The 26222-nt window shown below is 37.0% G+C and carries 26 protein-coding genes; 24 read left to right on the top strand and 2 right to left on the bottom strand.

Annotated elements, in window-relative coordinates; all coding sequences use genetic code 11:
• Positions 1 to 49 precede the first annotated feature (49 nt).
• The 9 genes from E7Z78_RS07305 (at position 50) to E7Z78_RS07265 (ending at position 8187) form a co-directional block, all read left to right on the top strand.
• Positions 50 to 1501 carry an AAA family ATPase gene (locus E7Z78_RS07305; RefSeq protein ID WP_303724506.1) on the top strand — a complete coding sequence of 484 codons (1452 nt, stop codon included), beginning with the start codon at positions 50 to 52 and terminating at the stop codon, positions 1499 to 1501.
• Complete coding sequence (locus tag E7Z78_RS07300; RefSeq protein WP_303724505.1) at positions 1491 to 2564, top strand: hypothetical protein; 1074 nt, start codon at positions 1491 to 1493, stop codon at positions 2562 to 2564. The genes E7Z78_RS07305 and E7Z78_RS07300 overlap by 11 nt, the downstream gene beginning before the upstream one ends.
• 83 nt (positions 2565 to 2647) lie before the next feature.
• Positions 2648 to 4513 (top strand): helicase C-terminal domain-containing protein, encoded by a 1866-nt coding sequence (locus E7Z78_RS07295; protein ID WP_303724504.1) that lies wholly within the window; start codon positions 2648 to 2650, stop codon positions 4511 to 4513.
• Positions 4514 to 4565: 52 nt separating this feature from the next.
• The gene (locus E7Z78_RS07290; RefSeq protein WP_303724503.1) at positions 4566 to 5453 is read left to right on the top strand and encodes an SseB family protein; all 888 of its coding nucleotides are present in this window, start codon (positions 4566 to 4568) and stop codon (positions 5451 to 5453) included.
• A gap of 39 nt (positions 5454 to 5492) precedes the next feature.
• Entirely contained in the window at positions 5493 to 6068 is a 576-nt protein-coding gene (locus E7Z78_RS07285) for a hypothetical protein (RefSeq protein WP_303724502.1), read from the top strand.
• A gap of 45 nt (positions 6069 to 6113) precedes the next feature.
• Positions 6114 to 6428: a zinc-ribbon domain-containing protein gene (locus E7Z78_RS07280; protein ID WP_303724501.1), complete on the top strand. Its 315-nt coding sequence runs from the start codon at positions 6114 to 6116 to the stop codon at positions 6426 to 6428.
• Positions 6429 to 6437: 9 nt separating this feature from the next.
• Complete coding sequence (locus tag E7Z78_RS07275) at positions 6438 to 7607, top strand: hypothetical protein (protein WP_303724500.1); 1170 nt, start codon at positions 6438 to 6440, stop codon at positions 7605 to 7607.
• Positions 7604 to 7897, top strand: coding sequence for a hypothetical protein (locus E7Z78_RS07270; RefSeq protein WP_303724499.1), 294 nt, complete (start codon positions 7604 to 7606; stop codon positions 7895 to 7897). Before E7Z78_RS07275 ends, E7Z78_RS07270 begins: the two co-directional genes overlap by 4 nt.
• A complete protein-coding gene (locus E7Z78_RS07265; RefSeq protein WP_303724498.1) occupies positions 7894 to 8187 on the top strand; it encodes a hypothetical protein in 294 nt (97 codons plus the stop codon). Before E7Z78_RS07270 ends, E7Z78_RS07265 begins: the two co-directional genes overlap by 4 nt.
• Before the next feature lie 28 nt (positions 8188 to 8215).
• Here the strand turns inward: E7Z78_RS07265 and E7Z78_RS07260 are convergent, their stop codons facing one another.
• Both E7Z78_RS07260 and E7Z78_RS07255 read right to left on the bottom strand, forming a co-directional pair.
• Positions 8216 to 8572, bottom strand: coding sequence for a hypothetical protein (locus E7Z78_RS07260; RefSeq protein WP_303724497.1), 357 nt, complete (start codon positions 8570 to 8572; stop codon positions 8216 to 8218).
• Between the two features lie 41 nt (positions 8573 to 8613).
• Entirely contained in the window at positions 8614 to 9705 is a 1092-nt protein-coding gene (locus E7Z78_RS07255; RefSeq protein ID WP_303724496.1) for a cation diffusion facilitator family transporter, read from the bottom strand.
• A 117-nt stretch (positions 9706 to 9822) separates the two neighbouring features.
• Here E7Z78_RS07255 and E7Z78_RS07250 point away from each other — a divergent pair, with 117 nt between their 5' ends.
• The 15 genes from E7Z78_RS07250 to E7Z78_RS07180 all read left to right on the top strand — a co-directional run.
• Positions 9823 to 10248, top strand: a complete 426-nt coding sequence (locus E7Z78_RS07250) for a universal stress protein (protein WP_303724495.1) — start codon at positions 9823 to 9825, stop codon at positions 10246 to 10248.
• A gap of 9 nt (positions 10249 to 10257) precedes the next feature.
• Positions 10258 to 10653 (top strand): hypothetical protein, encoded by a 396-nt coding sequence (locus E7Z78_RS07245; RefSeq protein ID WP_303724494.1) that lies wholly within the window; start codon positions 10258 to 10260, stop codon positions 10651 to 10653.
• Positions 10654 to 10685: 32 nt separating this feature from the next.
• Complete coding sequence (locus tag E7Z78_RS07240; RefSeq protein WP_303724493.1) at positions 10686 to 13055, top strand: CDP-glycerol glycerophosphotransferase family protein; 2370 nt, start codon at positions 10686 to 10688, stop codon at positions 13053 to 13055.
• 9 nt (positions 13056 to 13064) lie between these two features.
• Positions 13065 to 13952: a LicD family protein gene (locus tag E7Z78_RS07235; RefSeq protein WP_303724492.1), complete on the top strand. Its 888-nt coding sequence runs from the start codon at positions 13065 to 13067 to the stop codon at positions 13950 to 13952.
• A complete protein-coding gene (locus E7Z78_RS07230) occupies positions 13942 to 14691 on the top strand; it encodes a hypothetical protein (protein WP_303724491.1) in 750 nt (249 codons plus the stop codon). Before E7Z78_RS07235 ends, E7Z78_RS07230 begins: the two co-directional genes overlap by 11 nt.
• A 10-nt stretch (positions 14692 to 14701) precedes the next feature.
• Positions 14702 to 15640, top strand: coding sequence for a phosphorylcholine transferase LicD (locus E7Z78_RS07225; RefSeq protein WP_303724490.1), 939 nt, complete (start codon positions 14702 to 14704; stop codon positions 15638 to 15640).
• A gap of 121 nt (positions 15641 to 15761) precedes the next feature.
• Positions 15762 to 16724, top strand: a complete 963-nt coding sequence (locus E7Z78_RS07220; RefSeq protein WP_303724489.1) for a LicD family protein — start codon at positions 15762 to 15764, stop codon at positions 16722 to 16724.
• A gap of 9 nt (positions 16725 to 16733) precedes the next feature.
• Positions 16734 to 18923: a bifunctional glycosyltransferase family 2 protein/CDP-glycerol:glycerophosphate glycerophosphotransferase gene (locus E7Z78_RS07215; protein WP_303724488.1), complete on the top strand. Its 2190-nt coding sequence runs from the start codon at positions 16734 to 16736 to the stop codon at positions 18921 to 18923.
• A 7-nt stretch (positions 18924 to 18930) separates the two neighbouring features.
• A complete protein-coding gene (locus E7Z78_RS07210; RefSeq protein ID WP_303724487.1) occupies positions 18931 to 20859 on the top strand; it encodes a glycosyltransferase family 2 protein in 1929 nt (642 codons plus the stop codon).
• A gap of 10 nt (positions 20860 to 20869) precedes the next feature.
• On the top strand, positions 20870 to 21925 hold the full coding sequence (locus E7Z78_RS07205; protein WP_303724486.1) for a glycosyltransferase: 1056 nt from the start codon (positions 20870 to 20872) through the stop codon (positions 21923 to 21925).
• A gap of 17 nt (positions 21926 to 21942) precedes the next feature.
• Complete coding sequence (locus E7Z78_RS07200) at positions 21943 to 23262, top strand: hypothetical protein (RefSeq protein ID WP_303724485.1); 1320 nt, start codon at positions 21943 to 21945, stop codon at positions 23260 to 23262.
• Between the two features lie 8 nt (positions 23263 to 23270).
• Positions 23271 to 24308, top strand: coding sequence for a glycosyltransferase (locus E7Z78_RS07195; RefSeq protein ID WP_303724484.1), 1038 nt, complete (start codon positions 23271 to 23273; stop codon positions 24306 to 24308).
• Between the two features lie 95 nt (positions 24309 to 24403).
• Positions 24404 to 25234 carry an amino acid ABC transporter substrate-binding protein gene (locus E7Z78_RS07190; RefSeq protein WP_303724483.1) on the top strand — a complete coding sequence of 277 codons (831 nt, stop codon included), beginning with the start codon at positions 24404 to 24406 and terminating at the stop codon, positions 25232 to 25234.
• Positions 25235 to 25268: 34 nt separating this feature from the next.
• Positions 25269 to 25919: an amino acid ABC transporter permease gene (locus E7Z78_RS07185; protein ID WP_303724482.1), complete on the top strand. Its 651-nt coding sequence runs from the start codon at positions 25269 to 25271 to the stop codon at positions 25917 to 25919.
• Between the two features lie 12 nt (positions 25920 to 25931).
• A partial coding sequence (locus tag E7Z78_RS07180) for an ATP-binding cassette domain-containing protein (protein WP_303724481.1) occupies positions 25932 to 26222 on the top strand: 291 nt, incomplete at its 3' end.

Raw genomic sequence — 26222 nt, 5'->3', positions numbered from 1 at the left:
TCTTTTTTTATAACAACTTATATTACTTAATTTCAATATACAATCTATTATGATAGAGTGGACAGTTTGCAACAAATGCGGAAAAATCCTAGACAACTCCCAGACTACATGCTCAACATGCGGTTCTGAGGTTGTAAAAATTGGCATGGACTATTTGACTAATGAATTATCTAAACTGAAGTTCCTGGTTAATACGTTAAACATTTTCAAGCCATACTGCGAGTCAATAAGTGACTTGAACGTATCTCTTGAAAGCATAATCACGGATGATCTTTTCAAATGGTTCTCATATCTCGGATTAGGCGATGATGTCATAACAGACAATGAGCTTGAATTCATAAACACCCTTCTTGATGCAAACTACACAAAGGATGACATTTATGATTTGACAGACTTAAAGCTCGACTCCACTCAACTCCTGTCATTCAAATGCCTTACAGAACTTGATTCCTTTGGAAAAAGCTTTGACATGAACAATATCAACTCCGCAAATGAGCTCTATGAATGCTACAAGCTTTTCGGAAAATTCTTCATAACCGTGGACAACCAGCTAGACGCTAATGTCCTTGACAAGTATAATGAATACGTTGCGTTTTTAAAGGAGGAGTATGGAAACATCACTGAAAAGCCAATTAAACTGGACCTGCCTCAAGAGGAAGAGGAAAGTGTTGAAGAGGAAGAGACTGTTGAGGATTATCTTGAGCAGTTAAACAAGTTGATAGGTCTTGAAAACGTTAAAAAGGATGTTAACTCATTGATCAATCTTGTTCAAATCAGAAAGATTCGTGAATCAAGGGGAATAAAGCAGCCTTCAATGAGCCTTCATCTGGTATTCAGCGGCAATCCGGGAACAGGAAAGACAACTGTTGCAAGACTGCTTGCAAAAATCTACAAGCAAATCGGTGTCTTAAGCAAGGGCCATCTGATTGAAACCGACAGGTCAGGTCTTGTGGGAGGATATGTCGGTCAAACCGCAATAAAGACACAGGAAGTGATTCAATCCGCAATGGGCGGAATACTCTTTATCGATGAGGCATACAGTCTTGCATCAAGAAGCGAAAACGATTACGGTCGTGAAGCGATTGATACTATACTTAAGGCAATGGAGGATAATCGTGATGATTTCATTGTTATTGTTGCCGGATACACTCAGCTTATGGATGATTTCCTTCACTCAAATCCGGGTTTGGAGTCACGTTTCAACAAGTTCCTGGAATTCAAGGACTACACCGCCGAGGAGCTCTATGACATATTCATACTGATGGCTGATGAGGCAAATCTCTGGGTTGACAAGGCAGGCTGCAGGTATCTGGAGGAATACTTTGACAGGCTCGTTGAAAATAAGCCTGAAAACTTTGCAAACGGCCGTGCGGTGAGAAACCTCTTCGAGGAAGTGTTGACTGCACAGGCAAACAGATTGGCTCCTCAAAAGGAGATAACAGATGAAGAACTTAACACATTAACATATGAGGATTTCCTGGTTGATGAAGATGAAGACTAAAACATGTGCTAAATGCGGAAACGAGGTTGACATGGCAGGAAAATTCTGCCCTAAATGCGGAAGCAGTGAATTCAGGCAAACCGCAGTGGTTGTAAAAGAGGATAATCCAACACTGGTTCACAAACTGTTCTATTGGAATTATGACGGTTATTATATGCTTGCAAAATCCAAGCTTGCAGGTATTACTTCATTCATATTTTTTGCATCAATGGTATTCCTTGCCGGTGCACCACCAATGATGTTTCTTTTTGGAGCGGTAATTGGTGCGTTAGTGTTTTTGTTGGGAATTGGACTTCACAATCTGGTTTCAAAACCATCAAAAGCAAAGCGGGAATATAATGATTACGGTTTCATTACCGACTTGAAACATTTCCTGCTGTTCTGGCAGGACAAAAAAACTGGCCAATACGTGCTTTCAAAAACAAAAGTTATTTCCCATTTGGTATTCATGCTCTTTGCAATTATTGCATCATTCATGCCTTTGGGACTAAATATCTTTTCAATAATACTATTCGGACTCTTCTTTGAGGTTCCTGCATTTTTAATCGGTACTGGAGTACATAAAATCACAAAACCCTTCACTCCAAAACCTGAAAAGGAAATATCAAGGCCAAAACAAATACCTAAAACCAAACCGGTGGTTGAAAAGCCAATTGAAACACCGGTTGGAACTGAACTGTATTCAGGGTATAAGAATCAGATTGAAAGACTCATTGAGGAGTATAACGTTAAGGAAAAGCATACTCGTGATTTGATTGCAAAGCGTTTCGAACCGCCTCAATTGACCTACACCAGATTCATCGGGGTTGTGGACAAGTCAACTCAAATGTTCACTCACCAGGCAGACTCAGCATTGACAATGATCAATCTGGCTAATGAGTATTCCGTGAAAATTGAAGAGGAAATCAAATCAAAGATTACTATCATGAAGAATATCACCTCAAAGCTGGATGACTTGACAAATGAGCTTGTTTTGACAATCGACAAGTCCGATGACGAGGACATAAACAATCTCTTTGATGACATGTCCAATTTAATCAAATCCGTCAGTGATTATGATTAGTTTCCAAATGCTCTCGCCTTAAAAGTATTATATAGGAAATCATATACTAATCATAATAATGATTTTTTTTTCGTGATTGAATTATGCAATGGCAGTACAGCAACTATTCAAAGGTAAACCCTAAAGTAATCAAGCACTTTCCGTTTGACAATCCCAGGGAAGCGCAGATTGAGACAATATCCGAAATACTTGAAGCGATAAGCAAGGGATACAAGTATATCGTTCTTGAAGCGGGAACAGGAACCGGAAAGTCAGCGATAGCAGCAACACTAGCCAATATGCATGACTCATCATATATACTAACCATTACCAAACAGCTGCAGGACCAGTACCTCAAGGATTTCAATGACTTCAAGCTGGTTAAAGGAAGATCAAACTTCAAGTGCAAAAGCTACGCTAAGGATGAAGTTTGTCAATCATGCGATGAGGGAAAATGCATTGTTGAGGGATTTGACTGTCCATACTCAATCAAGAACGAAAACCCTCCCACATGCCCGTATTATCGCCAGAAATTCATTGCCTTGAACTCCCCTAAGGTCATTGCAAACTACCATTACATGTTTTTGGAACTGAATTACGTTGAGGATTTCACAAGAAGAGACCTTCTAATCTGCGATGAGGCCCATAATCTCGAGTCCATGCTTATGAATCAGCTGAAACTTGAATTTTCAAAGAGCGACCTTAAGGAATACATCAAATACGATTTGAAGGATGATACAATAGAAGACCTTAGCCGGGCAAGCTACAGTGACTGGGTATTGTTTATTGAAGAAATCAAATCCTCCTATGTTGAGGAGCTCTCCAAAATAGAAAACATTGCAAAGCCTGAATTACTTGAAAAGATTTCAGCCTTAAAGCGCAAGATTAACGACTGCAACAGGTTCATCTCAAACATATCCTATGACCCTGACAGCTGGATAATTGATTATGATGAGGAGTTTGAGGTATTGGAGTTCAAGCCGATAAAGGTTGACGGTTATGCCGTAAACACATTGTTTGACTTTGCAGACGTGTGCCTCTTTATGAGTGCAACAATACTTGACTATGAGCTTTTTGCAAAGTGGCTTGGAATCAAACCAAGTGAAATCTATGCAATCAGGAGAAAAACACCATTTGACAATACAAGAAACCCGATAGTCGTTTCCAACAAGTACAATCTTTCAAGATCATACATCAAATCCAATGCACCGAAAACATTGGAGCTGATTGAGGGGATTTTAAATAATCATAAGGATGAGAAGGGCATTATCCATACGGTCAGCGCAGAGTGCATGAGATTCATAATTGACAATGTAAAAAGCAATAGGTTGATTGCCCACAATACCAAAAACCGCTCTGAAGTTCTAAGCGAGTTCAGGGAAAGTGATGATGCATTGGTATTGGTTTCACCGTCAATGGATGAGGGTGTGAACCTGCCGGGGGATGAGTGCAGGTTCCAGATAATATATAAGATACCATATCCTGATTTGGGAAGCAAACAGGTCAAGTCAAGGATGATGATTGACAGCGAATGGTATGACTACAAGACAAGCCTGCGCCTAGTGCAAACCCATGGAAGGGGAATGAGGTATGAGAGTGACTATTGCAAAACCTATTTCATAGATAATCGGTTGAGAAACTATTCCCTGACAAGCAAATTCATTCCAGATGATTTCAAGGAGCTTTTAAGGTCAAAAGTAGATATTAGTGAAGGCATTAAATATCTTGACAGTAATGATTATGAAAAAGCAATATTCTTCTTTAAAAGATTGGTTAAGGATAATTCAGATGATTACAGGGTTTATCTCAACCTCTCTAAGGCATATCATGAAAGCAACCTCTTTGAAGAGGAACTGCAAACCATATTGATGTATCTGTCCAAATATCCTGATGATTTGAAGCATTTCAAAATGAGTCTTGAAACCCTTGATTCGATGGGTTATTTTGATTTTGCACAATTGGAGCAGTAGGATTCTAATTTTTGATTAATGTATAAATATCATCTTCAACAAACTACTATCAATGACTAGTCACAAACATTTGAGAGTTGTAATAGAAGATATATACTCTAATGGCAATCAGCTTAATGAAAATCTGGCTTTAAAGCTGATTAACGAGTTCAGGTACTCAAACTTATATATTGCGGCTCGAAAGGAAAACAATACCCTGAATTTCATAACCTATGATTACAATGACATGAAGCTCACTGCACTGTTCACAGATCCCGATGAGTTCAACAAGTTCCATCATGAGGATGATGTTCAGCTGCTTCAAAATTCCTTTGAACTTTATCAAAACATTCTAAAGACCACAGACATTGAAGGCTACATTTTAAACCCTGCCTCTGAGAAATACCTGTTTACAAAGGAGTTCATACTAACCATTACAAACCTTCCAAAGACCAATTTCTACACCACCGATGCCTATACCGGTGAGGAATTGCATGACATCTTCAAGGGCATAGACAACAGCGAATTGGAAGAGTTCATCTCAAACAGGGATAATGTAGGGGATTATGAGAGACTCTTTGAAAGCCTATCACAGTCAAGTCTTCTTGCACTGATGGTAAGTGACCTGGAGCTTGAAGGAGACATCATTGACCTTAAAAAGACAGGTCCTGTTGCCGGAATGTACACTGACAAGGTCGGAGGAGTTTACGTCACCATGTTCTCATCAGCTGAAAAGATGGGCCTTGTCAATACGGACAAGTTCAAATATGCTCAGGTCATCAATCTCGCAATGCTTGTCAACTATGTGCTGAGCGAGGATCTGGACGGCATTGTCCTTAACGCTGACAGCGACAACGTTCTCATTCCAAGGTCAGTTCTCTTGAGATACTCCCTTGGATTTGAAAGGTATGCAAACGATGCAAGGCTCTGCGATTCAATGTATTACATGTTCCCGATTTAGTGAAAAATTTTAATACTTTCATTTCAAATAGTATATATCATGTCCGAACTATCCGAGCTAATCAAAATTAATAAGAATATTGAAAAACAAAATGAGGAAATCATTCGCCTATTGAAAAAGATTGCAGGCGAAAAGGAAGATGACAACCAGTTTTCCTTTGAATACGTTACATTGGATTCCCCATATGATGACGTTGACTTTTCTGATGATGAGGATTTGCCTCAAGTTCTTGACGACTCACTTGATGTTGGTGAGGTGTTCTTCATGGAGGAAGATGCCTTCAAGTTATCCATCAAGAATAATGAATTAACCATCAATAATTTAACAGGTGACGCTGAATGTATTGATTATTCTTTAGCTGAAATCATAGCAAATGAATCCATCAATAACAATCAAGGTTTGGAGGACTCTACAGTTATACTCACCGAGACAACTAATGGAAAGTTGCCTCAAACAATCAAGAAATGCATTGACTGCGGTGCGAAAAAGGCATACCTGCCATGGAAACAGTCAATGGAACTTCTCTCTGCACCGCCACAATTGCAGGAAATGATTCAAATAGACTTATACAGGACCAGCGATCATTTGATTGAGAAACTATTTGATAATGATTAGAAATTTTTTAATTGTAAAATTCATATTTAAGGAGAAAATAACATCATGTCTAAATTCTGTCCAAAATGTGGGGAAAAACTGGTGGATGAGGCTAAATTCTGCAAAAACTGCGGAGCAAGTCTTGAAAGAATCCCAAACCCACAGCAAAATACCAATAATTACCAGGTACCAGTAGTTGAAAAAAACCATGACCTTGCAATCATAGTAGGTTACATTCTGGCGATTCTAATCCCGCTCTTTGGTATTATAGCTGCAGTATACCTATTGACTCGTGACTCCGCAAAGGCCAAGAGGCACGGTAAGTACGTCATAATAGTTGCAGTGATTGTCTGGTTCATATCATTCATGATGATGTGGTAGGTGTTTTGAATGTTAAGTGACTTATCAAGATTTTTAAAAGTGGATACAGAAAAGCAGGCATTGATTGATGATATATTAAATCCTCCAGTTGTATTTCACAGCAAGAAACATGTATTAAGGGCTCCAGAATTTGATTTTAGTGCAGATTTATATGAAGCGGATGCCTGTTACTCTTTAGCTGAGCCGGACACCAAGTTCTGTCCCCAATGCAACAGGAAATACCCTGAAGAGGAGAATGTTTGCTATGACTGTCTTGTCGCATTGAAGCCACTTTCTGATAGGATACCTATAGAGGATATCAAGGCCAATCCATCATTTAAGGTAAATGGTGCCAACAGATACGCTGATTTTAAGACAATACTGACAGAAGAGAATGTTGAAATCATAGATGAGTTTGCATTCAACCTTAAGGATTACAGGAAAATCATCAGAAACATCAAGTTATCATCACTGCGCTGCCTTGACGACATGATCAAGGACAATTATGTTGACATGAATGACATTAATATCCTTGAAAAGGTTCTGCTTTTTACAAAATCATTCGTCGATGTCGATTACAAGTCATACGGACGTGAATTGGGATATTACGAATCACAAACTATTACAGTGGATGACAGGCAGACCGATTGCCTGCAGATTACCACACTTATACATGAGCTTTCACATTTCATACTGAATGAAATAATCACTGAAGTGCTCTGCAAGCTGCTTGACTGTGAAAGAACCCCAATAGTTGAAGTTATAGCTGCTCATATACTCTCATGCAGCAATTTCGCATGCCTGATTGACGAGTACTCAGCCCACTGCTGCGAGGGGCGCTTCACCGTTTACGGCTATCAGGACTACTCATCATTCTTAAACATCATCCAGGAGATGGACGGGGAGATGACTGCAGATGAGATTGAGATTACCAAGTCAATCGGAAACACCTTTGCAAATTCAATAAAGGGCATTCTTGAGTCATTCATTGACAGGGATCTTTTGAGGGATATCAAGAAGGAATTCTTGAGATATCATGTTGAAAATCCCAATTATGAAATGCTGAAACTGGAAAACTGTCAGGTCTTGACCGGTGAGGGTTTCCTAAGGGCAATATGGCTGATTGTCGTTGACGGGTTCAAGTCAGCCGTCATGAACCGTGAAAGCTTGGAGAAATATTACAATGGAGATAACATATGAACATTAAAGATAGGATTATAGAATTAAACAGACAACATGCTGATGCGGAAATAGAAATTGAAGAAGCGTTACTGACAATAATCACCAAGTTCCAGCTCTTCGAGCCATGCCGTTACCTTTCAGAGGATGAGGACTGGCTGAACGTTGCGATAATATCCCTTGAGGACAACAGCATCTCACAGCCCCTATGCATCCGTAAAAGCGAAATAACAACATTCGGAATATTCAACCGTGAAGAGGTTGAGCTTAACATAACCCCTCAGCAGGACTCACAGGACTTGTATCAATGAAGGAAATCGTTTTCTATGATGACTTTGACGTTGATGATGCCACTCTTAAAATCAACAGCGTCATGTCAAGATGGTCCGTTCACTTCCTGGACATTAACGGCCCTAACTGGATAGTATATGACTATGAAATGGAGGTCAAGTGCGTTTTCCAGTTCCGGGTTGATTTCTATGACCTTGAAGCTCGAATAAAACTAGAGGACTTGAAATTGAATGTCATTCATCATATAGAATCCCTGAAGGATGAAACAACATATAGGGATAATCTGACAAATGCAGTGTTTTTTGATTAAAAAAAGAAGAAAAAAGAATTAAATGAGTTTATTTAATTCTTGTATTGTAATATCTTACACCATCAGTATCGTAAGTGTACCATCTGTCCACTTCATCATCATAACCTTCACCGATAACGGTTACATAGGAGTCTGATTGAGGATTGTAGACTCTGTAGGTAGCATTACTTGTGTTGGTGTCGTTTCTTGGTGAATTATCTCCAACAGTGTCGTTTTCATCAATCATGATGACATTGGTGGTGTTGTTTGCAGTATTGTTTGCACTTGTTGTGTTGGCAATGACTGTATCAGGATTACTGTCGGTGACGATAATGTATGCACCAATAGCTATAAGAGCAACCACTAAGATGGCAATTGCAATTAAAATGATATTTTTTGTTTCCATATTATCACCTTATAATTTAATATTAGTCTTTCTAGTATATATTAATCACTAACATCATAATCATCAATCATGACGTAGTTGAATTCCGGATGCTTTTTCTTGATTTCACTTAATATTTTCTCTTTAACTGCTTCACGGTCGGCATCGAAATCAACGATAATGTCGAATGTGATTAGCTTTTCAGCCTCATAGACCATGAATGCATGAATCTCAAGAACCTCTTCATATTTGGAAGCTATCTCATATAAATCATTACGTATTTCCTTATGGGAATCATGGTGAGCATAGATTCCAATTGTCAATATTATTGAGAATTCCTTATATATCTTAAGAGCAATCTCTCTTGTGAGCTTATGGATATCCACTGCAGTCAGGTTGTCATCGATTTCAACATGAACTGAACCCTGCATGTCTTCAGGCCCGTAATTGTGAAGAGTCAAGTCATATGCACCGTAGACTCCAGGAACCTCAAGTATTGAGTCCTTTATTTTTCTTGAAAGCTCTGAATCGACCCTGGCACCGATCATGCTGTCAAGGGTTTCTCTTAGCATATCTATACTTGCCTTTATGATTACAATTGAAATGATCACTCCTAAAATCCCCTCAAGTGAGATGTGGAAGAATATTGAGATGATTGCCGCAACCAGTGTGGACAGTGAAAGTATTGCATCAAATAATGCATCGCTTCCTGATGCAACAAGAGCCTGTGAGTTAATGCTTTCTCCTGTGCGCTTCACGTATTGTCCCAATAGAATTTTCACAACAACCGCCACTGCAATGATTACCAGTGAAACGGTGGTGTAGTTGGTAACGTCAGGGTGGAATATCTTAGGCCATGACTCCATCAGTGCAGTGATACCTGCCCAGAGAACTATTGCTGCAATGATTACTGATGAGAAATACTCAATACGTCCATATCCGTATGGATGGTCCTTGTCAGGTGCTCTACCCGCAAGTTTTGCTCCGATTATTGTGATTATTGATGATAAAGCATCGGTCAGGTTGTTGACCGCATCCAAAGTAATCGCAATGGAATTGGTGACAATCCCCACAACAGCCTTGAAGGCCACCAGTATGAGGTTGACAACAATGCCGATTATGCTTGTTTTAACAATCTTGTCTTGTCGTGTCATGTATTTTATATTAATTTTTAATTAATTTAAATGTATTTTTTAAAAATTGTTTGATTCATATAAAGTATTATTAACTATGAAAATGAATATATAATTATTTAGATATTAGGTGCAGTTATGTATAAAAAAATTTTATTGCCAACAGATGGTTCAACATATGCAGATCAAGAAGTGGATAGGGTTACCGATTTAATTGCTGATGATGGGGAAATCATTATTTTGTCCGTTGCTGGTAAATTAACATCAAGTGCATTTCAATCACGTAGAAAGGTTAAGAAAGTAAATGAAAGAATGAAAAAGGAAGCTGAAACTGCCGTAAAGAATATGGCTGCCAAATTCGATGATGATTTGAATGTTAAGACAGTTGTAAGAGCTGGTTTTCCGGCCGAAACCATCAATCAGGTGGCCAATGAGGAAGGAGTTGGCCTGATTGTGATTTCATCATCAGGTAAAAGCGGCCTTCACAGGCTGGTTCTGGGCAGTGTGACCGAGAAGGTTTTAAAGACAGCTGACGTGGATGTGCTGCTTGTACATAATGATTAGGTGAGGATAATGGTTAATGCAAAGACTATTGCAGTTCCAATCATAATAATACTGATTGTTGCGATTGGAGCTTTTGCCTTCATACAATCAAATTCCCACAACACCAAGGTTGAGGTGACAAGCAATTCAACATTGAAAAATGGGGATGCGGTTACTGTTGTATTGAAGGATGAGTATAGGAACGTTTATCCTGGCGAACAGATACATATAAAGATTTTGGATGATTCAGGATGGGCTGACAATTATGATGTCATCACCGATAATCAGGGTGAGGCTTCAGTTGTATTGTCCACTTTTGAGAATGGAAATTACACCATTCACACCAACTACAATGGAACCTTGTTCAACAAGGCTTATCATGGTGTGGATTCATTAGTTATTGATGATGGATACTCTTCTTATTAGATTCCATCATTACTTATTTTTTTGTGATAATCATGGGTTTTAAAACTAAATTGCGTAACTTCAAGGATTGTGCTGTCAATTCAATGATTTATAAGGCATATTATGATGATGGCCTAGATGATAATTTAGTTTATTTTGAATCCCGTGACGGACTTGACTTTACAGGAAACATCTTCAGGATTGTTGAAGAGCTTTCCACCGGCAAGTATGGCAATTTCAAGATACATGTCCATGCAAAGCCTCAGGTAGTTGATAAAATCAAGGCATTTCAGAAAAACTACAACCTTAAAATAGACAAGATCATTACTAAAGAGGCACTTGCAACAAAAACCTTAGAAAAGGCCAAATACATATTCACTGACTCAGGAATCCGTCCCAAATACGTCAAAAAGGATGGTCAGGTATTCATAAACACCTGGCACGGAACACCTTTGAAAGTGATGGGAAAAGACAACATTGCAGAGGAGCACCGTTTGGGCAATGTCCAGCACCCTCTTCTTTCAAGCGATTACCTTTTATATCCTAATCGTTTCATGAAAAATAGGATGCTTGAGGGATATATGATTGAAAAGATTTATCCCGGCAAGATATTGCTTGAGGGATATCCAAGAAACAGTGTGTTTTTCAAGGATGCATGGCTAAAAGAGAAACTGGGATTGGAGGATAAGGAAATATTCGTTTACATGCCCACATTCAGAGGCATACTGATGGACCGTGATGATGACGGGCAGAAAAGGGATGTTGAAGAGATATTGACTGAGTTGGATTCCAGATTAAAGGATAATCAGATACTGTTTGCCAAGTTGCATGTTTTAAATGAGTCCCAAATTGATTTTGAAAAATTCAGTAATATTATGCCGTTTCCGAAAGGCTATGAGATATATGATGTTTTGAATATGGCTGATGTATTGATTACTGATTATTCTAGCGTATTTTTTGATTTTGCCAATACTGAAAGAAAGATTATACTGTATAATTATGATGAGGAGGATTACATATCCTATAGGGGATTTTATCGACCTTTAAGTCATCTTCCATTTCCTAAGGTTCAAACAATTGATGAGCTTGTGGAGGAATTGAACACTCCAATTAATTATAATTTCGTCAATTTCAACAAGGAATTCTGTGAATTTGACAATGCCGATGCGACTGAAAGATTATGCAGACACATATTCCTCAATGAAAAAATATGTGTTGAGGAAAAAGTTAAAAATAACAATCCCAACATCCTCATATTTGCAGGTGCATTATACAAGTTCGGAATAGCTTCAGCGTTATTCAACCTGTTGAATTGCGTTGACCGGACAAAATACAACTTTTTCATTACCTTCAAGCAATGGGAAAACAACATTCTTGAAAATCACGAGGAAATATTCAAGCTTATACCTGAAAACGTTGAGGTATTGCCGATAAGGTTCAATTTAACCCCAACAATTAAGGAAAAACTCAGCTACAACAAGTTTTACCTCTCTGAAGACAAGATGGATTGTCCCGATGAATTGCATAAACTGTTTAAAAGATCATTTGACAAGCAGTTTGGATGCGTCAAATGGGATATGGTGATTGACTTTGACGGATATAATCATGATGAGACATTGATGTTTACCTCAAGCGGCATTAAAAGCAGCGTTTGGGTTCACAATGACATGGTTGCTGAAATAAAAACCAAACATAATCAAAATCCGAATATACTGAAAGAGGCATATTCATCTGCAGACAATGTATGTGTCGTGTCCTCAAGCCTGATAGAACCGACCAGCACCATAAGCGGTCGAAAGGACAACATTCATGTAATACATAACCTGAATGACTATGACTCAATACTGGAAAGGGCTGAGGATGAAGTGCATCTTGATGAAAACACTGTTGTCTACAATAATAATCTGGATTGTGTCTTAAGGAAAAATGCATTCAAGTTCATCACAATAGGAAGATTTTCACCTGAAAAGGGTCATGAAAGATTAATCAAGGCATTCAATGAATTCTGCAGGGAGTTCAACGATGCACAACTCATAATCATTGGAGGATATGGCGTTGAATATGAAAGGACATGCCGATTGGTGGATTCCATTGAATACTGTGACAATGTCACTTTAATCAATAACGTTTCAAATCCAATGCCAATATTTAAGGAATGTGATCTCTTCATATTGTCCTCATATCATGAGGGATGGCCTATGGTGCTTATGGAAGCGGATACCTTATGTATTCCTATCATATCAACAGATATTGCCTCAACCCGTGCAATGGGAGATTATGCAGGTTATATTGTTGAAAATTCCGAGGAAGGAATACTTCAGGGAATGTATGATTTTGTAGACGGCAAGGTCACATGTGCCAATTCCGATTTTGAAAAATACAATGATATTGCAGTGAATGAATTTTATAGCTTATTGAAGTAGGAGAAAAAGATGTTTTTTGATAAATCTGATGATAAGATAAACAAGGATGATTTGATACCTCGCAAGGATTTTGAAAAGCTCCAGCAGGTTGTTGACGTTCATCAGGATTACATTAACAATCTTTACGTTTTTTATAAATTAAAACCCACTCCGTTTCTCGAGTGTGTCAGGAATTTGTCCTATGAGTTCCTTCGTTTCTTTGATGGGCTTTGTGAAGGGCATGAATTGACCTATTGGCTTGATTATGGAACCCTTTTGGGATCTGTCAGGCATGATGATTTCATTCCATGGGATGACGATCTGGATGTTGGAATGATGAGAGAGGACTATATGAGGCTAACTGAAATATTGGATTCAAGTATGGTCGAATTTGAAAATATGTCCGTTGACAACTCTGGCAATTGGATAATGATTAATTATGATAGTGATGAATTGGGCAAAACCGTCATGAGCATTAACGTATTTCCCTATGACTACATAGAAGGCAATCCAATGGATAATTTTGAGGAAATGTATAATCAGTTAAGGGAAAACATCAGCAGTATTGATGTTGATGGCATGTATGACAGTTTAGGCCTCACATTTAACAAGAATAAATATTACATTGCAGGCATTGAGGGAATCAGGGGAAAAAGCAAGATGCATTCTTTCAAGATACTTGAAAGCGATGGATTGTTTCCGCTTGTGAAATCCAGGTTTGGAAAGTATGATTTTCCCGCACCAAATGATTCAATATCATATGCCAGGGACATCTATGGCAAACGGTTCATAAAGATTCCTAAAAAGAAACCTAAACAGACTAGATTAGCACGTCTAATGGAAATTGAAAACATTGAAGAGATTTTAGAAAGGTCCTGTGAGGACTTAAAAGGACTTAATGATAATTATGATTTTTGATAGATTCACCAGGGATGAAAGTGAAGAAATAATTTCAGATGAGGAGTTTGTTTCAAGAAAGGAATTTAAAAAGTTAAAAAGACTCATAAACGCTCATCAGTACCACATTGATAATGTGTACATGTTCTATAACCTGGAACCTACTCCAATCTTAAAAGATATGCTTGATTTATCCTATGGACTGCTGGCTTTCTTTGATAATGTGTGTCGCAGTCATGATATCCTCTATTGGATTGATGATGACACTCTTTTAAATGTTATAAGAAACGGGCAGCTGATGGCTTTCAGCGAAAAGATTAGCGTTGCCGTTATGAAATCTGATTTGGATAAACTGAATTATGCAGTGAAACTGGAAATAGGCCGTTTAGGCTTGAACAATCTTAAATATGATCATGATAAGTTGGAAATGTCATTGGTGTGTCCTGAAATCGAGGCCAAATTGCTCAGTGTTGCAATTTCTTCACTTGATGATATTGATGGAAGCATAGTAAAATCATCAAAGAATAATAAAACAGAAAGGAATAATGTGTTTCCACTTGATGAAATTCACTTGAATGAGCATTCATTCATGATTCCTGCTCATCCGAATGATTATTTAAGGCAGTTGAATGGTAAAAACTACATTAAGGCAATATCTGAACTTCATGATTCAGGCAAGTTGAATCAGCTTAAAAGCAATGAAGACATCCTGAAGAGTCATATCTCAATTTTAGATAATGCCAATGAAAATTTTGAATAGTGTGGTGTGTATGTTTAATAGATTTAAGAAAAAAAGCTCTAAGAAAAGTGCTTATCCAACCAAAAGGGAATTCAAAGAACTTCAACAGATGGTGGACAGGCAACATGATTACTTGAATAACATTTTCGTTTACCATGAGCTGGAATTGACTCCATATATGGATTTAATGAGAACAATCTCCTATGAGCTTTTGAAATATTTCGACAACATCTGCACCAAATATGATGTGGAGTACTGGCTTGATTTCGGAACCTTGCTTGGTGCTGTAAGGCATGAAGGGTTCATTCCATGGGATGATGATTTGGATGTTGGAATGCTGAGGGATGATTATTATAGATTTTTAGATGTTTTCCCGGCTGAACTTGAAAAAAGTGGCATGAAAAATGTTGTTGCATGGTTCAAGGAGCCTTCATGGGATGTTGGTTCAATAAGATGGTATCAAATCAACTGCAAGTACCCTGAATTCAACGGGAAATATGTTGGAATTGACGTTTTCCCATATGACTACATCACCTATTTCGATGATGATTATATCCCAAGATTCCATAAGCGTCGCCCTGAATTCTTCAAGGCTTGGGACGGTGAGATAGACCATTTGAAGGATGCAATCGATTCAAGCTGCACTCATTTGAACCTTAGCCTGTCAAAGACTGATCATTTCATTGCAGGCGTTGACGGGGGCCGTTTCATGACAGGTTCTGTTTTCAAGATTTTGAAAACTGAGGACTTGCAGCCATTAAAAAGAATCAAGTTTGGCAAATACGAGTTTCTTGTTCCGAACAACACCGATAACTATCTTAGCGAGATATATGGTAGAAACTATATGGAAATAGGAAGAAGCAGCAAGGACCATGGTCGTTTGACCAGATATAAGAAATATCCAAATATTATGGAAAAGTTAACTGAAGCTAAAGATGAACTAATCACAGCTAATGAGAATTTTGATTGAATTCATTTTAAATTGCTTATTTTTTTAAAAAATTCCCTTAAAACTTATTTTAACCCTAACTTTTATATAACTTATTTTATAAATATTTTTATGAATAAATAAAATATCATGAGGGTTTAAAGTGGTTAAGAATAAAATTAAAAGAAAAATGGCTAAATTACTGGGAGTGGATAAGCAGGAGGAAGTCACCCGTAAGGAGTTCAACAGACTTCAAAGGCTAGTTGATACTCACCAGGATTACTTGAATAACATTTATGCATTCCATGATCTCCAGCCAAACAAGTATCTGTCCTTAATGCAGGAATTATGCTATGAAGTCATGCTGTTTTTTGATAATGTTTGCAAAAAGCACGGCATTGAATACTGGATGGATTATGGAACATTGCTTGGAGCATATCGCCATGAAGGACTGATTCCATGGGATGATGATTTGGATGTAGGAATGATGAGGTCCGATTATATCAAATTCATTGATATTATTCAGGATGAGGTTGACAGATGTGGAATCCCTGAAATCAAGGCTGATTTGAAAGTCGATAAGCACAACCGCAAATCAGTAAGATGGTATCAGTTATCCTATTATTATCCAGGATACACAGGTAAATTCATCGGTCTTGACATTTATCCATATGAATATCTCAAAGATTATGACGGAAAAGATTTAGAAAACGATTACATGTTATTTTCAAAAGAATATTACCATAACCCTGATGATCATGACTTGGAAGAGACCGTGTATGAGTTTTATGAAAAGTTCAACTGCACCCTTGAAAGGGACACTCATATGATTCCAGGTGTTGAGGATTCCAGAAACAACTTAAGGCAATTTTCTGTTTATAAATTTGATATAGTTGAAACTGACCAGGTATTCCCATTAATCAGGCTTCCTTTCGGACCTTATGAATTTTTAGCCCCTGCAGATTCAAGACAATACCTAATTGACATTTACGGCAAGAAATTCCTGCAGATTCCTAAAAAAATAAGAGACCATGACAGGCTCAATAAGTTTAGACGCAGAGAGGGCATTATGGAAAAACTTGAGGAATCAGTGGAAAACCTTAAAAGGGCAAATGAAAAATTTTAACTGATATACATGACATTTTTAAGCATTATTATTCCATTTGACACTGTTGAGAGATATCTCAAGGACTGTCTAGACAGTCTAACTGAACAAAACATTGATGATAGTGAAATCATTCTCATATTGAATGGAATCAAGGAGGATGTAGCTGATTTAATCGCTAGCTATGACAATCTAAACATCATTGTAAAGTCATTTGATGAACGTTTAGGTGCAGCCAGGGCCAGAAATGAAGGATTGAAAATGGCAAGCGGAGAGTATATATACTTTATCGACAGTGACGATTACCTTTATAAGAATGCATTGGAAAAACTGGTTAACACCGCTAAAGCCACTCATGCTGATTTCATTAACGGGGAAAGGATGGCTACACCATTTATCCGTGAAAGATTTGAGGAAAGGTTCAATAAAAAAAGCAAGTACCCTATGAAAAAAGGCAAATTGTCAGATATGGAATTTGCAATGAGGCTACTGGTCGGTACAAGAACCAATAAGAAGGAGATATTGTCAGTTCTTCATTCATTGATTAAGAGGGGTATCATAGCAGATACATTGTTCGATGAAAATGATCGGTTCTATTCAGATTACTTTTTCATCACTTCAATCTTCCCAAGAATAAAAACCTTTATAGGGGTTGAAGATGCTGTTTATGCGAAAAGAAACAGGGACGACCCTATTAATCTGACTTCACTGAATCAGGAAGACCATGGGGATGCATTCCTTAGTTATGCAACAGCATATTATGATGTTTTGGAAATTGTAAATGAACACTATGATAAGACCCATGAAGAGAAATACAAACTGCTTAAGGATGAAATGGCATACACTTTCTTTGATTATTACTACAAGGTTTTCGGACCTAATTTCTTATACAGTGATGATGAAAACTGGAGAGGTCATGTTTTTGAAGTCATGCAAAAGATTTCATATGAATTTAACATGAACTACTTGTCCTTTATACAGAAACAGGAAATCAAGGCTTTTCAGGATAATAACATTAATAGACTAACCAAATTCATCAAGCTAAGAGTTAACCTTAAAAAGACCATACGTGTCTTTAAAAGCAGATGGAGATTCAAGACATTCATATACTTCAGATATTATAACAAAAAACCTGTAAATGAAAAGCAGGTCATGTTCTGCAGTTTCTTGGGCAAGTTCTATTCAGACAGTCCGAAATACCTGTATGAATACCTCTACAATAAGTATGGCGATGAGCTTGATTACATATGGGTGATTAATGATAAGAGTGTTAAGATTCCGGGAAACCCTAAAAAGGTTAAGAGATTCTCCCTTGCATACTATAAGGAATTGGCCAAGTCTAAATATTGGGTAATCAACGGTCGCCAGGCATCCAGACTTCATAAGAGAGGTCCGCAGAAGATTGTTTCCACATGGCATGGAACTCCACTTAAAAAACTGGGTCTTGACATTGGAAATGTTCATACAAGGGATCCTAATATCAAGAAATCCTATATTAAGGTTGCTAAGGAATGGGATTATCTTATCTCACCGAACCGTTACACTACTGAAATCCTTCGCAGTTCCTTTGCCTATGATGGTGAAATACTTGAAACAGGTTATCCTCGTAATGACATTTTATACAATGCAACACCTGAACAGGTTCAGAAGATTAAGGATGACTTGAATTTGCCTTCTGATAAGAAGATAGTGTTGTATGCTCCTACCTGGAGGGATGATGAGTATTTCGATGCAGGTAAAATGCATTTCACCTTGAAGCTTGAATTGGATAAGCTGCAAAAGGCAATCGGTGATGAATATATCGTTCTTGTAAGGACACATTACTTCGTTGCGGATAAATTGGATTTATCCCCTTATGAGGGTTTTGCTTATGATGTGTGTAGGTATGATGATATTGCAGAGCTTTATCTGATTAGTGATATTTTAATTACAGACTATTCAAGCGTGTTCTTTGACTATGCAAACTTGAAAAGACCAATCCTTTACTTCACTTATGATTTGGAAAAATATGAAAACGTCTTGAGAGGATTTTATATTGATATTCACTCAGAAGTTCCAGGACCATTATTAAAGACAACTGATGAAGTGATTGATGCCATTTTAAATATTGATGATTTGAAAGAGGAATATGCTGATAAATACGATGAATTCTATGAAAGATTCTGTAGCTTTGAGGATGGTAATGCCTCAAAAAGAATTGATGATGCAATAAGAAAATAGGTGTTCTATGGTTAAAATTTCTGTTATAATGCCCGTGTTCAATGTGGAATCCTACATTGAGGAAGCGCTTGATTCACTACTCAATCAGACAATGATTGAGGACATTGAAGTGATAATGATCGATGACGGTTCAACAGATGATTCCAGGTATATAATAGATGAATATGCAAGTAACTATGAGAATTTCCATGCTTATCATAAAAAAAGAGAAGGTCAGGGAATTGCCCGTAATTATGGATTGACTTATGCAAAAGGGGAATATGTCCATTTCATGGACTCTGATGATTACTTACCTCCAAAGGCTTATGAAAACCTATACAATTTCAATGCCGATAATGATTTCATTGTCGGTAATGTAATGAAATTTGGCGAGTTTAATATTTGGGAAAATATTCTATTCAAAAAGGCATTCCGTGATTTTGAAGGAAATGCCAAGTCATTTACAATAGGCGAGTATCCTAATTTATTATGGGATACCATTGCATGCAATAAACTCTTTAAAAGGGAGTTTCTAGATAATCATAATATCAGATTTATTAATGAGAATGTATATTATGAGGATTTGCTTTTTTCTTTTGAGGCTTATGTTAATGCAAAATCCATTGGTTTTTCACAGAATATCTTTTATTTCTGGAGACTTAGAAAGGAAAAGTCATCAATAACACAAAGGCAGGATGACATTCGAAATTTCACCGATCGCATTAACATTCTAAAACGTTATCACTCATCAATGTTAGAATATGGTTTAAGGGAAGAGTTATCCAATGTTGTGTATGACAAGTGGTTGAGGCATGACTTGAAGACTTCACTTAAAAAGATAGGAAATTATCCTGGCAAGCATTACAATGAGTTGCTGGAAGGCGTTTGCGATATCCTTGATATTATTCCAGACCATTTGAAGGATGATTTGGATTCTTATCTAAGGGTTTTATATTCCATGGTTGAAAATCGCGATATTGCCTCATTACTGTCATTTGCTCATTTGGAAGAGGAATTCAAGTTAAATCCACAAATGGAGTTGGATATTGACGAGCGATACTTGGGATTGATTGGCACCGACAGTGAAAATGGGGACCTTCAGTTTAACGTTAGAGTCAGTGATGTTTATAATGATGAGGAAAATCTCTTCATTGATGTGGCTGAAGAGTTAATAGGAATTCCCAAAAAAGATTCCTATGAAATAATTGCACATTTGCTTCATAAAAATAAGGAATTTCCATTGAACCTATCAAATAATAAATTGATTATTCCATTAAGTTTAATTAAAGATTTGGACCATTCAAAAATCAAACTGACATATAAGTCAAACGATTTTAATCATGAAGTTCTTCTAAAAAATTATGGGCGCCACTCAATCAGATATGCCAATTACGACATTGACTTGGGAATAGGCATCAACAATATACTATACCTTGACGTCAAGAAAAAGACTGAAAATGAAATAATTGTTGAAAACATAGTCCTTGATGGCGGACAGTTCATATTCAATTGCAGGTCAATCCGTGAAATCAGGAATATGGTTCTTACAAACTTCGTCACATACAGGGAAACTGCATTTCCAGTGACTTATTTGGAAGATTCCACTTCATTTACTTTTGCAATACCATATCACGATCTAACAAGATACATAATAAAGAAATATGAATTGAACTCCCCTGAATCATTCAATTCAATCAGGCTCGTTAAAGAATTTAAATTTACTTTTAAAAACAATGTTGTGAAATTCAAGAACAAGAGAAACAAGATATATATCTCAAACAAGTCAATTCACAGCTCAGACAATAAACTTGAAGACTTGATGAGGAAAAATGAAAAACTGGTTAACGAGAACAATGCCCTTAAATCTAAAAACTCCAAATTAACCAGGACAATTAACCAGTACAGGTCTCGCAAAACTGTTAAGCTAATTGATAAGATTAGGGGAATACTCAAATAGCGGTGATTTTTTGGCTAAAATATCTATCATCATACCAGTCTACAACACTTCCAGATATCTTGATGAATGCCTGGGAAGTGTGTTGAACCAAAGCTTTCAGGACATTGAAGTGATCTGTGTAAATGATGGATCAACAGACAATTCACTTGAAATTCTTCGAAATTACCCTGTAAAGATTATTGACCAGGCAAACCAGGGACTGTCAGCTTCACGCAACAACGGTTTAAAGGAAGCCACTGGTAAATACGTGCTATTTTTGGATTCTGATGATTATCTTGAGGATAATGCACTCTCTGAACTATATGGGATTATGGAATCGAAATCCCTTGACTTGCTGATATTTAAGATAATTGACTTTGACGATGAGACAAGGGAAAAGTCAAAATATTCCTATTTTGAAATGGATTTGCTTAAAAGCCATGTTAAGGACGATGTATTTTGCTATGATGATGTAAAGCATTTGCTGTTTAGAATATCCGTCACTGCACCAGGCAAATTATACCGCAGGGATTTGATTGAAGGCATGAGCTTCAAAGAGGGCTTGATATTTGAGGACAATCCATTTTTCATCGAACTTTTTCTAAAGGCGAAAAGAGTGCTTTTCAAGGATGAGTATTATTATTTCAGGCGTATTCATAAGAATTCCATTACCAATTCGAATTTTGACAAGTTCAGTGATGTTATAACCATCTACAATATAATAGATGATATAATTATCCAATCCGGCGAGTATGAAACGGTCAAGCATAAGCTTTTCAATAGGCAGTGCAGGGATATATATTTAAGGTTTTCACAGGTTCCGGATAAATTGAAGGATGATTTCTTTTTAAAAATTCAAAATGACTTCAAAGCCAAGAAGGAAAGATATGAATCAGATGGAACGCTGGAACTTGCAAACAAGAGGAGTCGAAAGATATTTTTAAAGGCAATAACCTCCAAAAATTACCATGAGTTCGAATCATCCATTGAGAAATTTGACTTGAAAAGGAAAAATAAAAAGAAAAGTAAAAAAACAGATGCAAAGCCTAAAGCTTTTAACCGCTTAAAAAAACTTTTTAAACATTGAAATAAAAATATTTTAATATGCAAAAAGAGTGTGATGAATTAGTTATTTCATGTTTATTTCCACCTTCCAATTATGTTTCAGGAATAACCGTTGCTAAAAGAATAATTGATGCAGGTCATCCTGTTGACGTATTGCAAGCAAGAAGCAATCTGGATGATAATGAATTTAGCCTGAAAGTCAATGATTACATTAACAATAGGATATTAGTTGACGTGTCCTGTGATAATGACTGGTGGGAATGCATTGAAAAGTTCATCAGAAAGGGAAAATCGGCTATTAAAAATGATTACAAAAGAATCTATTCCAGGTCATGGCTTATGGCCAATCATTTCCTGGCCTGTGAATATAAATTACAGAACAGTTCCACATTCTGGACTGCTGAATTTTCAGACCCACTCATTTATGATTTGTCAAACAATGAGAAAACATATAAGCAGATGATTGTTGATGATGACGCATATATAGACATGCTCAACAGCCATATTTCTAATTTTAATAAGGATTTTCCATTGATTGAATATGAATCATCCGCTTATTTTATAGCAGAGTATCTGGTTTATCTCTTTGCCGATAAGGTAATCTTTACAAATGAAAATCAAAGGCAAATCATGCTTGACCAGTTTCCCGTTGATGTTCATGACCATGTCATGGCCAAAAGTGAAATCATGCCTCATCCCACACTTCCTGATGAGTATTATCATTTGAAGAAATCCAAATTGAAGCTTGATGAAAATTATGTCAATATCGCCTATTTTGGCAGTGACTATTACGGCAAGCGTCATTTTGAGGGACTTTTTAACGCATTGGAATCACTCAATCATAAATATAAGGATAAAATCAGGTTATACATATTCATCAACGATAAGAAATTGATTAAAAGATTGATTTCCACTTTGGAGTGTAAAGGCAATATCAAGATTAAAAAGCCATTGGAATACATTGAATTTTTAAATGCCACAACAAGATTCGATGTTCTGGTTGTAAATGATGCAAATACAAAAGGACATTACCCAGTCAATCCGTATCTTCCATCAAAATTCTCAGATTATCTTGGATCTTCATCTGACATTTGGGCAATCTGTGAAAGCGAAAGTACACTATCCAAGAGTGATGTGAAATATAAGTCAGATGTTTCAGATTACCCCACTTCATGTGAGGCTCTCGCTGAGATTCTCAATGACAATGGTTATGTTGATGAGGATTACTCATTCAGTGATGATTACTATCAAAAAAGATTAACAAGCTTAAATGAACTGTTTGAAAGTGAATTCAGGAAAAACCAAAGGTTGAAAAAGCAGTTGAACGAAAAATCCAATAAGAGATTTAAGATATTTTAGTGATGTTCATGGTTGCCATTTCAGTGATTATACCGGTTTATAATGTTGAGGATTATCTTGCACAGTGCTTGGACAGCATACGCAATCAAAGCTTTAGGGACATTGAGATAATCTGTGTCAATGACGGTTCAACAGATCGCTCCCCTGAAATATTAACTCAATACTCCCTGAAGGATGAAAGGATATCAATAATCAATCAGCATAATCAGGGACTTGCTGCAACACGAAATAATGGGCTTAAAAGAGCAAAAGGTGATTATGTCTACTTTATCGATTCCGATGATTATCTTGAGCTTGATGCATTGGAAAGACTCCATGACAACATCGTTTCAAATGATTCGGATATGGTGCTTTTCAAGTTCCAGACAGTTGATGATTCCCATAATGTCCACAAGAGAGGTGTGGAATTCAAGATAGACAAGATTTTCGGCGATATTGATTATGACAACTTCACATTCACATATGGAGATGTTAAAAGGCATGTTATGAATTCAGCATTTTCCGCATGCCTCAAGCTATATAAAAGGGATTTCATCAAGGACACCATATTTCCAATCGGCTTGAACTTTGAGGATGTTCCAGTGCATGTTAAATTGATGCTTGAAGCGGAAAGGTTGTCCTTTGTTCCCGAATCATTCTACAATTACCGGTCAAATCCAGATTCAATACTCAATTCCTCAGCCAACGGCTTTGACATATTCAAGGTAATTGACATGGTCGAGGATTATATCCGCCAGAACGGTTATTATGAGGAGCTTGAAAACGAATTCATCTTCTTTAAGATTGCCCAGATATTGGTTTACCTTAAAAGTGAAGATTCAGATGAATATTTCCAAAAGGCAAAAGGGGAATTTGAAAAAATCACCATCAAGGATAAAAAGACCATTAAGAAATATGCACGGAGAGGCTATGAACTTGTTTTAAACTCCCGCGACATAGTTGAATATCATTCAAAAAATAATAATAAAAAACCTAAAAAAAATAATAAAAAAACAAAATATTCCCTAAAAAAAGTATTTAATTCAATACGAAACATCAAATTTTGAAAAATCATAAAGCAATAAATAAATATGTTGAAACATAAAAATTATGTTGGTAGACAAAAACTTCTACCCATAGTTATAACTATTTGGTGTTTTTTATGAATAAAAAGATAGGTTTAATATTAGCTTTAGTATTAGTAGCTTTCTTAGTTATGGGTACTGCAAGCGCTGGTTTATTTGACTTTTTAGGAGGGGACAATTCCGGCAATGCAACCACCAACGATGAAGACACTTTCATTGTAGGTTTTGATGCTGAATTCCCACCTTACGGATATAAGGACGACAGTGGAAACTACACTGGTTTCGACTTAGACTTAGCAAAAGAAGTATGTGACAGAAACAATTGGACATTTGTAGCTCAACCTATTGATTGGGATGCAAAAGATGCTGAAATCGATTCCGGTTCCATCGACTGTATCTGGAACGGATTCACCATTGACGGTAGGGAAAACGATTACACCTGGTCTGACCCTTACTTTGACAACAAACAAGTATTCATCGTAAGAGCAGATTCCGGAATTGACACTATCGACGACTTAAATGGAAAAACCGTTGAAACACAAAAAGACTCTTCAGCTTTAGCAGCTCTTCAAGGAGACAACAAGACTATCGCTGACAGTTTCGGAACCTTAACTGAAGTGGCTGATTATAACACTGCATTCATGGACTTGAAATCAAGTGCATGTGACGCTATCGCAATGGATATCGGTGTTGGTGAATACGACATCAAAAACCAAGACAATCCTGACGACTTCAAAGTGATTGATCAGTACATCACTACAGAAAAATACGGTATTGGATTCAAAAAAGGCAACGATGACTTGAAAAACCAAGTACAAGACACCTTAAACGAAATGTTTAAAGACGGAACCGTTGCTAAAATCGCTGAAAAATACGGAATTTCCGAAGACGCATTAATCCAACCATAAACACATTTTAAGTTAAAGAGGGGAGAATTATTAAATGATATTAAGTAATGTTATTTCACAATTGCTTGGAGGTATGGTTACCTCAATTGAAATATTCTTGCTTACACTATTATTCTCTCTTCCTCTCGGTTTAGTCATAGCCGGAGGAAGAATGAGTAATTTCGCACCGCTCAGGTGGCTGATGAAGATATATATTTCAATAATGAGAGGTACACCATTGATGTTGCAGTTAATTGTAGTGTTCTTCGCACCATACTATGTCTTCGGCATAAACCTATCAGCGGATTATCGTTTTTATGCTGTCATAATAGCATTTACTATAAACTATGCTGCATACTTTGCTGAGATTTACCGTGGTGGTATCGAATCAATTAACAGCGGACAATATGAAGCGGCCCAAGTATTGGGTTATTCAAGAATTGAAACATTTTTCATAATCATCATGCCTCAAGTGTTTAAGGTAATTCTTCCTTCCGTAACTAATGAGGTCATAACCCTCGTAAAAGACACATCATTATCATTTGTTATCGCAATACCTGAAATGTTCACAGTAGCTAAACAGATTGCAGCTGCAGACGCATCAATTGCAGCATTGCTCGTAGCCGGTGTATTCTATTATGTATTCAACATTATAGTGGCATTTGTCATGGAATACCTGGAAAATAGAATGGATTATTATGAATAAGGGGGAAATATTATGAGTTTGCTAGAAATTAAAAATCTCAAGAAAAGTTTTGGAGACAATGTGGTTTTAAAGGATATTTCTCTCAGCGTTGAAAAGGGTGAGGTTTTAGCTATTATAGGACCGTCAGGTTCAGGTAAATCAACATTGCTCAGATGCATTACAGATCTTGAGCAGGAAGACAGTGGAGAGATAAATTTTGACGGAACATTCGGTTTGGTGTTCCAGAACTTCAACCTGTTCCCGCACCACTCTGTAATGAAAAACATTACCAATGCACCATTGAGAGTTCAGAAAAGGGACAAG

Source organism: Methanobrevibacter thaueri (assembly GCF_015062915.1).
Lineage (GTDB): Archaea > Methanobacteriota > Methanobacteria > Methanobacteriales > Methanobacteriaceae > Methanocatella > Methanocatella thaueri_B.
This window is presented reverse-complemented; position numbering and strand designations above follow the sequence as displayed.

Excerpts from the sequence above, each read along its gene's own strand:
- E7Z78_RS07225 (WP_303724490.1), top strand. The coding sequence starts at position 14,702 with ATGTTTAATAGATTTAAGAAAAAAAGCTCTAAGAAAAGTGCTTATCCA.
- E7Z78_RS07305 (WP_303724506.1), top strand. The coding sequence starts at position 50 with ATGATAGAGTGGACAGTTTGCAACAAATGCGGAAAAATCCTAGACAAC.
- E7Z78_RS07255 (WP_303724496.1), bottom strand. The coding sequence starts at position 9,705 with ATGACACGACAAGACAAGATTGTTAAAACAAGCATAATCGGCATTGTT.
- E7Z78_RS07275 (WP_303724500.1), top strand. The coding sequence starts at position 6,438 with ATGTTAAGTGACTTATCAAGATTTTTAAAAGTGGATACAGAAAAGCAG.
- E7Z78_RS07215 (WP_303724488.1), top strand. The coding sequence starts at position 16,734 with ATGACATTTTTAAGCATTATTATTCCATTTGACACTGTTGAGAGATAT.
- E7Z78_RS07185 (WP_303724482.1), top strand. The coding sequence starts at position 25,269 with ATGATATTAAGTAATGTTATTTCACAATTGCTTGGAGGTATGGTTACC.
- E7Z78_RS07190 (WP_303724483.1), top strand. The coding sequence starts at position 24,404 with ATGAATAAAAAGATAGGTTTAATATTAGCTTTAGTATTAGTAGCTTTC.
- E7Z78_RS07300 (WP_303724505.1), top strand. The coding sequence starts at position 1,491 with ATGAAGACTAAAACATGTGCTAAATGCGGAAACGAGGTTGACATGGCA.
- E7Z78_RS07285 (WP_303724502.1), top strand. The coding sequence starts at position 5,493 with ATGTCCGAACTATCCGAGCTAATCAAAATTAATAAGAATATTGAAAAA.
- E7Z78_RS07195 (WP_303724484.1), top strand. The coding sequence starts at position 23,271 with ATGGTTGCCATTTCAGTGATTATACCGGTTTATAATGTTGAGGATTAT.
- E7Z78_RS07290 (WP_303724503.1), top strand. The coding sequence starts at position 4,566 with ATGACTAGTCACAAACATTTGAGAGTTGTAATAGAAGATATATACTCT.
- E7Z78_RS07240 (WP_303724493.1), top strand. The coding sequence starts at position 10,686 with ATGGGTTTTAAAACTAAATTGCGTAACTTCAAGGATTGTGCTGTCAAT.
- E7Z78_RS07230 (WP_303724491.1), top strand. The coding sequence starts at position 13,942 with ATGATTTTTGATAGATTCACCAGGGATGAAAGTGAAGAAATAATTTCA.
- E7Z78_RS07250 (WP_303724495.1), top strand. The coding sequence starts at position 9,823 with ATGTATAAAAAAATTTTATTGCCAACAGATGGTTCAACATATGCAGAT.
- E7Z78_RS07235 (WP_303724492.1), top strand. The coding sequence starts at position 13,065 with ATGTTTTTTGATAAATCTGATGATAAGATAAACAAGGATGATTTGATA.
- E7Z78_RS07260 (WP_303724497.1), bottom strand. The coding sequence starts at position 8,572 with ATGGAAACAAAAAATATCATTTTAATTGCAATTGCCATCTTAGTGGTT.
- E7Z78_RS07200 (WP_303724485.1), top strand. The coding sequence starts at position 21,943 with ATGCAAAAAGAGTGTGATGAATTAGTTATTTCATGTTTATTTCCACCT.
- E7Z78_RS07210 (WP_303724487.1), top strand. The coding sequence starts at position 18,931 with ATGGTTAAAATTTCTGTTATAATGCCCGTGTTCAATGTGGAATCCTAC.
- E7Z78_RS07245 (WP_303724494.1), top strand. The coding sequence starts at position 10,258 with ATGGTTAATGCAAAGACTATTGCAGTTCCAATCATAATAATACTGATT.
- E7Z78_RS07270 (WP_303724499.1), top strand. The coding sequence starts at position 7,604 with ATGAACATTAAAGATAGGATTATAGAATTAAACAGACAACATGCTGAT.
- E7Z78_RS07295 (WP_303724504.1), top strand. The coding sequence starts at position 2,648 with ATGCAATGGCAGTACAGCAACTATTCAAAGGTAAACCCTAAAGTAATC.
- E7Z78_RS07265 (WP_303724498.1), top strand. The coding sequence starts at position 7,894 with ATGAAGGAAATCGTTTTCTATGATGACTTTGACGTTGATGATGCCACT.
- E7Z78_RS07280 (WP_303724501.1), top strand. The coding sequence starts at position 6,114 with ATGTCTAAATTCTGTCCAAAATGTGGGGAAAAACTGGTGGATGAGGCT.